The organism is Bradyrhizobium diazoefficiens (genome assembly GCF_016616885.1).
Lineage (GTDB): Bacteria > Pseudomonadota > Alphaproteobacteria > Rhizobiales > Xanthobacteraceae > Bradyrhizobium > Bradyrhizobium diazoefficiens_F.
Window position 1 is genome coordinate 1,688,188 of sequence record NZ_CP067102.1, and the last position, 12,199, is coordinate 1,700,386.

11 protein-coding genes and 3 pseudogenes are annotated in these 12,199 nt (G+C 58.8%); 8 read left to right on the plus strand and 6 right to left on the minus strand.

Annotation, left to right across the window (positions count from 1 at the left end):
- Positions 1-215: 215 nt before the first annotated feature.
- Both JJC00_RS07830 and JJC00_RS07835 read right to left on the minus strand, forming a co-directional pair.
- Entirely contained in the window at positions 216-704 is a 489-nt protein-coding gene (locus JJC00_RS07830; RefSeq protein WP_200472080.1) for a hypothetical protein, read from the minus strand.
- On the minus strand, positions 658-1,176 hold the full coding sequence (locus tag JJC00_RS07835; protein ID WP_200472081.1) for a hypothetical protein: 519 nt from the start codon (positions 1,174-1,176) through the stop codon (positions 658-660). Before JJC00_RS07835 ends, JJC00_RS07830 begins: the two co-directional genes overlap by 47 nt.
- A 44-nt stretch (positions 1,177-1,220) precedes the next feature.
- Here JJC00_RS07835 and JJC00_RS37880 point away from each other — a divergent pair.
- The 3 genes and pseudogenes from JJC00_RS37880 to JJC00_RS07845 form a co-directional block, all read left to right on the plus strand.
- Positions 1,221-1,617: pseudogene (locus tag JJC00_RS37880) on the plus strand (IS5/IS1182 family transposase); the annotation flags it as partial.
- Positions 1,618-2,102: 485 nt separating this feature from the next.
- Positions 2,103-3,371, plus strand: coding sequence for a Coenzyme F420 hydrogenase/dehydrogenase, beta subunit C-terminal domain (locus JJC00_RS07840; protein WP_200472082.1), 1,269 nt, complete (start codon positions 2,103-2,105; stop codon positions 3,369-3,371).
- Positions 3,372-3,580: 209 nt separating this feature from the next.
- Positions 3,581-4,309, plus strand: a complete 729-nt coding sequence (locus JJC00_RS07845; RefSeq protein ID WP_200472083.1) for a maleate cis-trans isomerase family protein — start codon at positions 3,581-3,583, stop codon at positions 4,307-4,309.
- Between the two features lie 22 nt (positions 4,310-4,331).
- Here the strand turns inward: JJC00_RS07845 and JJC00_RS07850 are convergent, their stop codons facing one another.
- Entirely contained in the window at positions 4,332-4,526 is a 195-nt protein-coding gene (locus JJC00_RS07850) for a hypothetical protein (protein WP_200472084.1), read from the minus strand.
- Positions 4,527-4,856: 330 nt separating this feature from the next.
- Here JJC00_RS07850 and JJC00_RS07855 point away from each other — a divergent pair, with 330 nt between their 5' ends.
- Positions 4,857-5,912 carry a Gfo/Idh/MocA family protein gene (locus tag JJC00_RS07855; RefSeq protein ID WP_200472085.1) on the plus strand — a complete coding sequence of 352 codons (1,056 nt, stop codon included), beginning with the start codon at positions 4,857-4,859 and terminating at the stop codon, positions 5,910-5,912.
- 394 nt (positions 5,913-6,306) lie between these two features.
- On the opposite strand, the gene JJC00_RS38565 is transcribed toward JJC00_RS07855, so the two are convergent.
- Together JJC00_RS38565 and JJC00_RS38910 are read right to left on the minus strand one after the other, a co-directional pair.
- Entirely contained in the window at positions 6,307-6,669 is a 363-nt protein-coding gene (locus JJC00_RS38565) for a 2OG-Fe dioxygenase family protein (RefSeq protein WP_200472086.1), read from the minus strand.
- Positions 6,611-7,195: a 2OG-Fe dioxygenase family protein gene (locus JJC00_RS38910; protein ID WP_433996497.1), complete on the minus strand. Its 585-nt coding sequence runs from the start codon at positions 7,193-7,195 to the stop codon at positions 6,611-6,613. The genes JJC00_RS38565 and JJC00_RS38910 overlap by 59 nt, the downstream gene beginning before the upstream one ends.
- Between JJC00_RS38910 and JJC00_RS07870 the strand changes: the two are divergent.
- Positions 7,128-7,440, plus strand: a pseudogene (locus JJC00_RS07870) (ISNCY family transposase); the annotation flags it as partial. The gene JJC00_RS38910 and the pseudogene JJC00_RS07870 sit on opposite strands and share 68 nt — an antisense overlap.
- Positions 7,441-7,563: 123 nt before the next feature.
- Positions 7,564-8,271, plus strand: a pseudogene (locus JJC00_RS07875) (IS256 family transposase); the annotation flags it as partial.
- A 243-nt stretch (positions 8,272-8,514) separates the two neighbouring features.
- Here the strand turns inward: JJC00_RS07875 and JJC00_RS07880 are convergent.
- Complete coding sequence (locus JJC00_RS07880) at positions 8,515-9,330, minus strand: hypothetical protein (protein ID WP_200472088.1); 816 nt, start codon at positions 9,328-9,330, stop codon at positions 8,515-8,517.
- An 885-nt stretch (positions 9,331-10,215) separates the two neighbouring features.
- Between JJC00_RS07880 and JJC00_RS07885 the strand changes: the two genes are divergently transcribed.
- The gene (locus JJC00_RS07885) at positions 10,216-11,274 is read left to right on the plus strand and encodes an ABC transporter substrate-binding protein (RefSeq protein WP_200472089.1); all 1,059 of its coding nucleotides are present in this window, start codon (positions 10,216-10,218) and stop codon (positions 11,272-11,274) included.
- A complete protein-coding gene (locus JJC00_RS07890) occupies positions 11,259-12,194 on the plus strand; it encodes an ABC transporter permease (RefSeq protein ID WP_200472090.1) in 936 nt (311 codons plus the stop codon). The genes JJC00_RS07885 and JJC00_RS07890 overlap by 16 nt, the downstream gene beginning before the upstream one ends.
- Positions 12,195-12,199 lie beyond the last annotated feature (5 nt).

The window sequence follows — 12,199 nt, forward strand, 5'->3', positions numbered from 1 at the left end:
GAATCATGTGCGATCGAAGCCTGCGACTGGTGCGAAATCCAGAGCTATGAAGTCAGAGCTTGTGATTTTTTGCATCGCATGTCGATCGGGAGCGTGGCGGGCTTTTGCTGTGAGGTTTCCGGCAACAATCGTTTGTTTTGTCAGCGCTGGCGCTTGGGGCACACGGTGAGGCAACCGTGAGTTGAGGGTGTGACGTCGAAGCGCTGGGCCTCGGCTCAGGCGGCGGCAGCCATCCGTCTCAGCCGCGCGCCTTGGAGGATGTTGTTGGCCACGGCGTACCAGGTGAGCACGATGGTGGCGTTGGCTCGGCCGCGTACGGTGAGTTGCACCAGGCCGCACTGCCGGAACCGGGCATTGCTGCATTCATGGATCGAGCGCTTCCGATAGGTCGCCTTGCCGCTGTCGCTGTTCATCCGTTTCCGCCACGCGCTCACGCCCGGTCCGTCGTCGGGTCGCGGCGCGAACGGGTCGGTGTTGCGTTTGTTCACGATCGGCGGGCAATGCATGGCCACGTTGGCGCCGTGCGCCCATTCGATTTCGTCATTCTTGGTGAAGCCGCCGTCGATCAAATGCTGTTTCGGCAGTGCCCCGTAGGTCGCGTCGATCTGCTCCAGCATCGGTCGGGCCAAACCGCGATCCGAACTGCTGGTGGAGACCTCAACCGCCACCACGATCTGCTCCCCGGCGACGCTCGCAATCTGCATGTTGTAGGCCGGACGAAACCCGCCATCGGCCATCTTCACCACCCGTGCGTCGGGGTCGGTGGTCGAGGCACGCGGGTTCTTTGTGCCGCGCCTGAGCGCTTGTCGAAGACTTGCCGTCTGGGGAGTCGTCGTCCGGAAGCGCGGGTTGTGGCTTACGCTTGGGCTGCTGCGCTTCGATCTCCGCAACCTTGGCCACCGCCGCCTCCAGCCGGGACAGCCGTTCCGCGGCCCGCTGCGTCCGCCGTTTCCGCAGCCGTTTCTCGTTGGCCACAGGGTCGCTCCCCACCTCCTTGGCAAGCTCCGCCAGAATCGCCTTCACGTCGGCAATCCGCTGTTCCAGCCGCGCCCGCCGGCCAAACGACGAGGCCCCGGCCGAGGCCCGTACCCGAACCCCATCCTGCGCCAACATCGCCAAGTCGATCAATCCTTCCGCCGCCAGCGCCGTGACGCTCTGTGCCAACAGCCGGTTCAACAGCTCTCCGTGATCCAGGGTGCGGTGGTTCACCCCGACCCCGCCCGCGCGGCCAGTTCGTGCTGCATGCCAAGGCGCTGCCGGGCAACGAATAGGACGGCCACACGCTCCGCGGTGTCATCGAGGCTACCGTATGACAAGGGCTATCGCGGCCACAAAACGGAAAACCCGCGCCGCGTCATTGCCTCCGGCCAGAGGCGTAGCGTCTTCGACGCCATCAAACGCTAGCTCAGCGCCGCTCAGCCATCAAGCCCGTGATCGGTCACATGAACACGACGGACACCTCGCCGCTGCTATCTCAGAAGTCGGGAGGGCGATGCGGCCGCCGTCCGCCACAACCTGCGCCTCGTCCCCGCCTGGCTAAGGATTCCGTTGCGCCTAATCATGAACGCCTTGTTTCGGCTGCTCGCCGTTCCGCCCGCGCTCAAATCAGCTTCTTAACGGGCGACCAATCCGGACTCGCTGCAGTTCTAAGATCGTCGCATCTCAACAGATGTGATGTCGGCAATGCGCCCCCCGATTCTCACCAGAGATCGCTGCGGCTCTCATTTGGAGCCGCAGTGTTCGGGGTGGATGCAAAGAGTTGCATCCGTGTTTGCGTCAGTCCATTGCGGCGCAGACAACTTCTCGCCTGCAGGACTGTGAACAACGCCCGATATGAGCGTGATGGGGTATCAGATTGACCTCACTGATCAAGCTCGCCACGAACAAGTCCGCCGACCTGCGATAGATGTCGTGCGGCGAAGTAAAACATCAATACCTCGTCTATCCGCGCAGACTTACTGCATTCACCTGCGCAAATTAGTGAAAATGCTTTGGTCGGTTGAATCATAATAGCAGCGCAAGGGCAATCAGGCTGGAGCGATTGGCAATGCACTCGGTTGCTTATTCAGCGCGCCTGAGTTTATGACGAGGGACAATCCACGGTGGATAAACAGAATGGTGTACACCGGTCCCGCATGGCGCAGGCCGAGACGATCGAGGAGGTGGTCGGCTCGGGCCTTTGCACGGGCTGCGGACTATGCGCCAGCATCGCTGGCCCCGCCATCTCCATGGGCATCAATATAGAAGGGAATATGCGGCCCCTCGTCAGACAGGAAATCGGGAGGGACAAAAACGCGCAGATCATGGCCACCTGCCCAGGCGTGTCAGTACAAGGACCCGGCAAACCCGAAGGGGTCACCACCCATCCTGTGTGGGGACCGATGCGTGAGATCCATAGGTCATGGTCGAGCGATCCGGTCGTCCGTCACAAGGCCGCAGCCGGTGGCACCTTGACGGCGCTCGGTCGATATCTTCTGGCCAGTGGTCGTGTCGAAGCGGTGTTGCATGTACGTGCCGACGATCAAAAGCCATGGCTTACAACGTCCACAATTTCGAGAACGCCCGACGATGTGCTAGGTGCGGCTCAGTCGCGCTATGGCCCATCGTCGCCTCTCGTCAATGTGCACAGATTGCTCGACGAGGGCAAACGCTTTGCGGTGATCGCTAAACCTTGCGACATCTCGGCTATTCGCGCCCTTGGGCGTGTCGATCCTCGGGTCGGGCAGCTTATCCCCTACATGTTGACCATTTTCTGTGGCGGGGTTTTCTCCGCTCACGTTGCTAAGGCGGTGTTGCGCCACCATAGCATCGATGAGCAAAACGTTGCCTTGTATCGATATCGCGGGGAGGGGTGGCCTGGCCCGCTCCGCGTCCAGACACACGACGGGGCTATTTACGACTTGCTCTATCCGGGAGCCTACCAAACAGGGAAGTTCTCCTACGAACTTCAGTTTCGCTGTAAGGTTTGTCCTGACCAAGTCGGAGAGGTGGCGGATATTTCTGCGCCCGACGGCTGGATACTGCGGGACGGCCGGCCAATTCACGAGGAGGCGCCGGGAACGAACGTGGCTATCGTTCGCACGTCAGCCGGCCAAGAGTTGCTGCAGGCCGCCGTCGCGGAAGGTTATCTCGAAGTTGCACCTGTCTCAGTAGAAGAAATCGACCAGATGCATGCAGAGAAAATAATTCGAAAAGCGGCCGCCTCCGCCGCATTTTTCGCCCTTCGACTTATGGGCCAGAAGACGATCAAGGTTTCTGGCTACCGCACCGCAACCGGTCTGATGCGTGCTGGCTTGCGCGGCATTTTTCGGCAATTTGCAGGTACAGTTAGGCGGGTGAAGGCCGGAGAGAACCGAGAACACCTTATTTGATGCCCGTTTCGTGTGCCACTGTTTTGGCAATTCGCCATTCCCGGACCGGTTCAAGGGAACGGGCTTGAGGTTTGGTTCAGGGGGCGGAGAACAATGGAATCTTTTCGGACACCGCTTCCGGTGAATGATTTTCTGGAGGCATTGACACTATGTCGCAACTGCATCAACAGCGTCTTGGGTTCCTATACCCTGGTAACGGAGGTCGGTCCGTGGGTGGGGCCGATAACGACTACCCTCGCCTAGTTAACGATCTCTTTCCCGACGGCTCCGTGATTGCTGATATTGCCTACACGACTTACGCCGAGGCTAACAACGTCCATACCATCGAGGCGCTCATCGACACTGGGGCTCGATGGCGGCTTGGCGACGGAGCGATTACTTTGAAGAGCCGAGACGCTGATGTCGCGGTGTGGGCCTGCACGAGCGGGAGCTTCGTGTTCGGTCTTAACGGAGCGCAGCGACAGGTCGACGAGCTTGCGGAGGACTTCGGAGGTCCCGCATCTAGCACGTCGCTTGCGTTCGTCAGAGCGCTCGATGCTTTAGATATCGATGAAGTTGCGGTTGCAGCGTCGTATCCCGAAGGGCTCACCCGGCCCTTTCTGGATCTCCTTCAAGAGGCAGGCCATCATGTGGTGGGTGGGCAAAGTCATGGCATCATGTCTGGGCCCGAGGTCAGTCTCTTGTCCGAAGACGAGGTTCTGGAGTTCGTTCGGGCCGCGGATCACCCGCGGGCCAAGGCGATCTTGGTGCCAGATACAGCCATGCGCACTGTCGGCGGAATTGCGCGTTTCGAGGCCGCAGTGGCCAAGCCTGTACTGACAGCCAACCAAGTCACTGTGTGGGAGGCGCTTCGGCTATTGGGTGCCGTGCCGTACCGCGAAGGAGCGGGTTCCTTGTTCACTGGAACGCCGCCGGCTTCATCGAACGTGCACCGGTGACAATCGTAGAGGTGGAGGGCCGTCACTGATCGCGATCCGTTGCCTGACGGACTTTCATACGGGCCGGGTTGGGCTGGCTCACCACGGTGACGGGATGATCTTCATCCGTCGCGGCTTCGCCGCGTCCATAGGCCTCACCAAACGACTGCATGCCCAGGCGCGTTTCGCCGGCCACGCGACCGGGGGCCGTGATGCGCCCTTTGCCCTTGCCCGACAAGATAGCGCGCGAAATTGTCGGCCTGATCGGTCAACTGCTGCATCAGGGGTGGGACCCGCCTGGGTCGGCGCCAGCAGAAGCGCACGGTTGCCCGCTGCACTACGCCGATCGACATAGTGCAAGACACTCAGTACTTCGCCGATGCGCTGCTGGTTCTTGCGGGCCAACAGGATTGGACTTGGTGAACTTACGCCAATTGGGCGTTCTCTAGGACATTGGTGCTACTCGATGGTCAACCCGTTGTACCGTCGAGCATCGCCGGTGCCGTTGACCTTTCTACTATTCCGAGCTCGCTGGTCGAGCGCGTTGAACTTAAAGGGAGAAACATCCATGACTACAGAGCCCTTGCGCGTCGGCATCATCGGCGCTGGCGCCAACATGCGGCTCAAGCATATTCCGGGTCTGCGCGCGCAGAACGGCGTTGAACTCGTCGGCCTCGCCAATCGCCGCGAGGACTCGAGCAAAAAGGCCGCCAAAGAGCTGAATATTCCGAAGGTCTACGCCAACTGGACCGAGATCGTCGCCGATCCTTCGATCGACGCGGTGTGCATCGGCACGTGGCCTTACATGCACGCGCAAATGACGATCGCGGCACTCGAGGCTGGAAAGCATGTCTTGTGCGAGGCGCGGATGGCGATGAACGCTCGCGAGGCGCATGCAATGCTCGCCGCCTCGCGGCGCAATCCGCAGCTTGTTGCGCAGATTGTGCCCGCACCGTACGCGCTTCCCGTGGACCGAACCATCGCCGACACCATTGCGAGTGACGCTATTGGCAATCTCATCGCCGTCGACCTCCGCGTCTCCAGCAGCGGCAATCCGATCGCGGATACACCGCTGCACTGGCTGCATAGCCGCGACCTTTGCGGCAATAACATCATGGCGCTCGGAGGCTGGTATGAGCAGATAATGCGCTGGGTCGGCCCTGCGGCAAGCGCGTTCGCGGTGGGCCAGGTGGTGGTGAGGCATCGGAAGGATGCAGCCGGCAACCGCGTGCCGATGACGATCCCGGATCACATCGATGTTACAGGATACTTGCAGCAGGGCGGCCAGTATCGTCTCATCGTGTCATCGACTATTGGCCACACGACGAGCAGAAGCGAGGCTTGGTTCCACGGCGAGAAGGGCACACTGGCCTACTGCATTCCGCACGAAGGCGAACCTTACCTTCAGGTGGCGAAAATGGGGGGCGCGATAGGACCGCTAGCCATCGACCCGGCCAAGCGCGGCGCCTGGCGCGTAGAGGAAGAGTTCGTCAACGCTGTGCGCGGTTGCGAACAGGTGACGCACACTGATTTCCTAACCGGCGTGAAGTATATGGAATGGACCGACGCCGTAAACCTCTCCTTATGCGAACGCCGTGAAGTGCAACTGCCGCTACATCTGTGAGGGCTCCGAGGTCCCCCGGTATGCAGCAGGGGAAGCGCATGTAAGATCGGCGACAGTCCTAGTCATATCCGCGGCGGCCCTCCTTCAGCCATGATTCGCTTTTTCGCGATCTTGGCTTTGTCAAAAGGCGTGCATCTCCGAGCATCCCGCGTTCGGGTCAGAGACATGCAGTCCCGTATGCTTTGCCTGTCAAGACCAGAGCAGAAATATCTGGCCTTGATGCTTTCAAAACTGCAACATCTGCAATGTATCGCTTAGGCTCGGCGTAGGGGATCGCGACGCTTGACTGGTCGCCATCGGGATGGTTCTTCATTTCAAAGCAAGATAGCGCCATGCGTTCCCATATTTGGCTTGCGCATCCATCACTTTCCGATGCTCTTCGGCGGAGAAGTCTTTAAGGCTCATGGGCGTGGGTCTTCCGCGTAAACGTTATTGCCAGAACGTCCCGGATGACGGCCGTTTTGTCTTCCAAGGGGGTGACTGGGGTCACGCCATGGAAGACGCGCGCATCATCCAGAAAGACGGCGTCGCCGGGATCGGTCAGCGTGAAGCTTCCCAAAGGCGCGCCTTGTGGGTCAAAGATTTGGGTGGTGCCGCTGACGACATTGCTGCGGCAGATCAGCATGACAAAAGCCCCGTCCACGCCATCGCGATGAATACCTTCGGGTGCCGGCAGGCCATACTCGCCCGCCGCCGCTTCAATGCGGAATTGATGCAGTTCGACATGCCACGCTGGCACGGTGCCGGGGGCCAACATAACTGCCTCTCAAATGTCGTCGCCAGGCCCCAATAAGCGTTCGAACGATCGGATGTTGGCCAATCTCAGGTAAGACCGGCTCAAACCAGCGCTCGAGACCACCATTGAGGCGGTTATAGACCTTGGCCTGGTAGTGCGGTTGCCGATTAATGCTGCCCTTGGTTACCTCGAAAACCGTGTATCGCCGGCGGCGATAGCGCCCCCCGTCCGACATATGTGTTGATCTTCGCCAAGGCCGTTCCGGCTCGCGGCAAATCCGCGCCAGTCTTGCCACGGCGATTGTAGCCACGCTAGCAGCGCCGCGCCCGAGCGGATCGCATAGCCCTTGATGCGTAGTTCGCTTTGCAGGTGGTCCATCAGGCCGAATTCGCGCCCAAGCCCGCCGAATTGCCTTCTTACCATTTGGTCGCGCGCGCCGGTTGTGCAACACGCTGCGGCGCATGGCTGGTTGTGCCGGCCGAGTTCTAGGGAGCCTCCGAACCGCCTGGAAGGACGGAGCTATGCGCCCGACGGATCGGCCAATCATGAAAAGCGAAAAGAGGCCGGCGTCGTCCCGAGCCGATCATCCGGGCAACGCCAGATTTGCGAAAATGGTTTGAAGCCGAGCCCTGGCGGACTGGTAGCGAACTGCTCTCCCGGTTGCAGGTGGAATATCCTGGAGCCTATCCGGACAAGCTTCTTCGAACGCTTCAACGTCGGCTCAAATCCTGGCGCAGCGAGCAAGCGAACGCGTTACTGGGTCGTGTCCCCGGTGATGGTGTAGCTCGGTAGAGCAAAGCCGCCCGTACGCGCGCCTCACATAGCGCCGTAGCGGGCGGGCGGCTTTGCGGTGGTCATCGATGATTCGTCGGTAAGGTTTGGGTTGCGACACCAACCTGATTCGAGGAACCACCGATGACCCACGACATGATGAACCTACGCTCGCTCGTGGAGAAGACCCCTGATGCCGATCTGTTGCGCGAGATGATCGGCTTTGCGGCCCAGCGCTTGATGGAGCTGGAGGTTGAAAGCCAGACCGGGCGGCGTACGGCGAGAAGACCCCCGAGCGTCTGGCCCAGCGCAACGGTGACCTTCGACCGGATCTGGGAGACCCGGGCCGGCGCGGTCGAACTGCGCATCCCCAAGCTGCGCAAGTGCTCCTACTTCCCGGGCTTCCTGGAGCCGCGCCGCCTGGCCGAGAAGGCGCTCACCGCCGTGGTTCAGGAAGCCTATGTGCAGGGCGTCTCGACCCGCTCGGTCGACGATCTGGTGCAGGCTATGGGCATGACCGGCATCCAGGTGAGCCGGCTGTGCGGCGAGATCGACGACAAGGTGAAGGCCTTTCTCGGCCGCCCGATCGAGGGCGACTGGCCGTATCTGTGGATCGACGCCACCTACGTGAAGGTGCGCCAGCAGGGGCGCATCGTCTCAGTCGCAGTGATCATCGCGGTCGGCGTCAACAGCGATGGCCGGCGCGAAGTTCTCGGTATGGATATCGGCCCCTCGGAGGCTGAGACGTTCTGGACGGCCTTCCTGCGCAAGCTCGCCCGTCGCGGACTGCGCGGCGTCAAGCTGGTCGTGTCCGACGCCCATGAAGGCATCAAGGCCACCGTCGATAAGGTGGAAATCGTATCCCGGCTCAGCCCGAAAACCTTCGCCGCTTCTCGCCAGCTTCTCCCTTCGACAAAAATAAACCGGCGTACCGCCGCATAAGTCTCCACCGCGAACATCCCCGACCGCCCTTCCGACTCAAATCAGAAAAGGGTCAACCTCAAAAGTGGCCGGGTTTTACGCCGCCACGCAGCCGCAAAGTGCCGCCGCTCCGTGGCCTACTATTGCTCCGCCGCCTACAGTGCGGCCCGTCCTTCAATAACCTTGCAAATAGCCTTTAAAATCAACCCTACTGGCGTCAGGCCTACTGTAGGTTATCGGCTTGGGATCCAGCCATTGGACTACCTTATCCTTGATCGCAAAAGCGAAGAAATGATTTCCATGCGGATTGTAATGTCCAATCAGATACTCTTTCTGATAGTTTTCCCAGTTTAGGCGATATTTTGCAAAATCCTGCAGATGGGCCTGATTGATATCAATATATTGTTGCTCAGTTAATTTCAAATAATCGACAGTCTCTTGGTCTCGACGTGGGGCGTTCTTATGCATTTCCTGCATGGCGCCGTAAGGGTCGAAAAGCACGAAAAGAATCTTCTTCCCGTAGCGCTTGGCGAAGGAGCGAAGCTTCTCCAACGTGAAGATGTTCGCACGTTGAGAAAAACGGTTCAGCAGAGCTGCGGCCTGTGCCTGCATAGCTGTGCGCGGAGCGACCCTTCGAGTTATAGCGATAGGGTTCGCTAACATGCCTCCACTAGGATCGGCGCTCCAATCGAATGGAAAGTTGAGTATGTTGGCAAGCTTGTCGATCGACTTGCGATCAAGATCATCGATGAGTCCTTCTGAATAGGTCATCAATTGGAGCGCAAGATCGTCCTTTAGCTGCGACTCCATCCAGTCCGGATCTGTCATTTTGTAAAGCGATTCCCGCGTTGTCAGGGGATTTCCTTTTTCGACGAAAAGCCCAGTATTCAGATCCATTTCAATATGAGCCCAGGGATTTCCGTGGAAATTCTCGGCAAGACCGCCCCTGGCCCTAAACCACGCGTAGAAGGCGCAATGTTGCATGCGCATGAGGCTACTCGTTGGGTCATCTCCCCATACATAGAAGATGAGATGTTCAGCTCCGTGTTCCGTCTGCTCCTGCCGGATCAATCTCCGGTATGCTTGATAGACGCCATATGATTCTATGCCATAGTTGCCGATCGGTTCGCCGATATGCGCTGCCAGATATTCCTGCCACGTCTCCCACTGACCTGTTCCCCTTCTGTGAAACTATCTCCATAACCGTTGATGCGCGGCTTTCTGTTGGCGTACAGGAACGATGTGCGCGCCCCATGGGGTCTGAATGTGTAAACAGAGGCGGCGCCATCAATGCCATCTTGGCGGACGAAATTGGCCTGTAAGTAGCCCAACTCAGGATCGAATTTCGCCCATGCCGGTCCCTTCAGGAAACCGTCGATCACATTTCGAGAGACCGCGCACCCCTGATATAGCTCTTAAACGACATAGTGCCGGTCTCCTCTACATGGCGACATATGGATCTACATGGCGACATGTGGACGAGTTTGGATGCCGGAATACCGCAAGTTCAGCCCTGGATCGCAGGAATTTCGCAAGGCAAAACGCCGGCCGCCTTAATCCGCCAGTTCATGTAAGCGGCGCCACGTGCGCAGCTACGAGCACACCGCCTGCGTGCTTCACGATTTGAAGCGGATGCGCGGCCGGCTGTAGGTTGGCATCAGCAATACCCAAAAGTCGCATCAAAGCTTCGCATTTCTCCCATCAGGCGCAGAATCCCAATGGCAGTAGCTGTTGATTTAGCGAATTTCGCCTTCAGGCGTCTGGTAACGTCAACTATTAAACCGGATTTCGGCCGAGCGGGATCACCAAATAAAAATGTGGGAGCCGCGGGCGGACGGTAGGGGCCATTTCGGCAAAAAATGGGAGGACCAGTCCATGAAGAATAGTATTTCCACGGCTTCGCGCCGTTCTTTTCTTGCCGGCGTAGCCGGTATCATTGCGGCGCCGATTGTGCTCCGAGCCTCGCGCGCCGAAGCCAACTCCGATTCGGTCACGATCGTAAGTTATGGTGGCTCTTATCAAGAAGCCCATATCAAGACGATATCCAATCCATTCACCCAGGAAACTGGAATCAAGGTCGAGTACTTGCCTTCCCCGGGACTCGACAAAATTAAGGCCATGCAACTCACGGGCAATGTCCAAATAGACATTTGGACCAGCGATGGTCCATCGACCGCTTCCGGATCCAAGCAGGGTTTTTGGGAGAAGCTGGATCTGTCCATGTTTGATCTCAAGGACCTGACGATTCAGCCGGCGGGCGACTACGTTGCGAATGAAGTCTTTCCCGGAGGGGTAGTGTGGGATCCGAAAAAATATGGCCCGGGAAAGCATCCGGCCTCCTTTGCCGAATTCTTCAACCTGGCGAAATTCCCAGGGCGTCGTGCGATGCGTCCTAACCCCAACCTGACTCTGGAAATAGCGCTGCTCGCCGATGGCGTTGCGCCAAAGGACATTTATCCTTTGGATTTGGATCGCGCGTTCAAATCGCTCGACCGGATCAAGTCGAATACCGTATGGCCAGCGGGGCTTCCGCAATCAATTTCCTACGTACAGACCGGCGAGGTCGATTTCGCCATAAATTACTCTAATCGCGTCAAAGGAACGACCGAGATGGGTGGTGGGGTGCCTCTGGCTTTTTCCTTTGAGCAGAACCTGATTGGCGTCGATGCCGTCGCAATCGTCAAGGGCGCGCCGCGGAAGAAAAATGCGATGAGACTTATCGCCTATATGCTGAAGCCGGAGGTCCAGGCGCGGTTTTATGATCTGGTCGGCCTCGTGCCGGTATCAAAGAAAGCTGCCACGATGTTGTCGCCCGAGGCGCGCAAATGGCAGCCGGACTTCAATAATCCCAATAACGTCATCGTAAGCAACGAGTACTGGGCGGACAATTTGGAGTCGGTAGGCTTGCGTTTCAAGGAATGGATAAAGACCTGATTGCGCTTTCGCCGTGGGGGACAGGTCCGTTGGGCCTCTCCCCCACGGAGCGATCACGCTTAACTCCATCTCCCTTCGAACCGCCCGGCTATCCCATGACCCCAACAAGCAGCTTGCGCGCGCAGGCCATCTTCATGTCGCCGGCCACATTGATAGCAGCCGGGATCGTGTTGCCGCCGCTTTTGTTCGTCTTCTATACTAGCGTCCATGGCCTCGCGCTGTCGCCGGTCTCTTTCAGTGCGGTTCTAACCAGCACATTGTTCAGGCAAACGCTGAGCACGACGCTCTATATTGCCGGTTTGTCTTCCTTGCTGAGCTTGTTTCTGGGATTTGTCGTCGCGTTGCATCTTGCCCGTCAGCCGGCGCGGCGTAGAGGTTTCTTGATGATCCTGGTGCTGCTACCGTTCTGGACTAACGTTCTGGTCAAGACCTTTGCCTTCATGATCATCCTGGGGCGCGACGGGCTCATAAATTCGCTCCTGAGCTGGATATTCCAAACGAAGATCGAGCTGCCGCTCGTGCTCAATCTTTTCGGCGTCCTTGTCGGCATGACCAGCTATCTCGTTCCGCTGGTCGTCCTGCCAATTCTCGCCAGCCTCCTCGCGATCGACCGCGCGATTTACCGCGCGGCCGCCATCATGGGTGCAAGACCAGCTCGTATCTTCTGGACGGTCACCATTCCCATGAGCCTGCCGGGCGTATTCGCCGGCCTATTGAGCGCCTTTGTGCTGTCGCTCGGCGCTTTCGTCATCCCGGCGCTGCTGGGCGGGCCGCGGGATGCCATGCTGTCGAACCTGGTCGATTTCTATAACCGGGAGGTCCTGAACTGGCCCATGGCCTCAGCGATTGGTGTGCTTCTGCTCGGCATGGCGTTCTTTTTCGCAGCGCCCTTGGCACTTTGGCGCCGTCGCAAAATCTAGGAGGC

What these genes read in the sequence shown, in the direction of transcription:
- JJC00_RS07830 (WP_200472080.1), bottom strand. Translation starts at nt 704, where the DNA reads ATGCAGATTGCGAGCGTCGCCGGGGAGCAGATCGTGGTGGCGGTTGAG.
- JJC00_RS07855 (WP_200472085.1), top strand. Translation starts at nt 4,857, where the DNA reads ATGACTACAGAGCCCTTGCGCGTCGGCATCATCGGCGCTGGCGCCAAC.
- JJC00_RS38565 (WP_200472086.1), bottom strand. Translation starts at nt 6,669, where the DNA reads ATGTTGGCCCCCGGCACCGTGCCAGCGTGGCATGTCGAACTGCATCAA.
- JJC00_RS38910 (WP_433996497.1), bottom strand. Translation starts at nt 7,195, where the DNA reads ATGATTGGCCGATCCGTCGGGCGCATAGCTCCGTCCTTCCAGGCGGTT.
- JJC00_RS07880 (WP_200472088.1), bottom strand. Translation starts at nt 9,330, where the DNA reads ATGCGCATGCAACATTGCGCCTTCTACGCGTGGTTTAGGGCCAGGGGC.
- JJC00_RS07885 (WP_200472089.1), top strand. Translation starts at nt 10,216, where the DNA reads ATGAAGAATAGTATTTCCACGGCTTCGCGCCGTTCTTTTCTTGCCGGC.
- JJC00_RS07890 (WP_200472090.1), top strand. Translation starts at nt 11,259, where the DNA reads ATGGATAAAGACCTGATTGCGCTTTCGCCGTGGGGGACAGGTCCGTTG.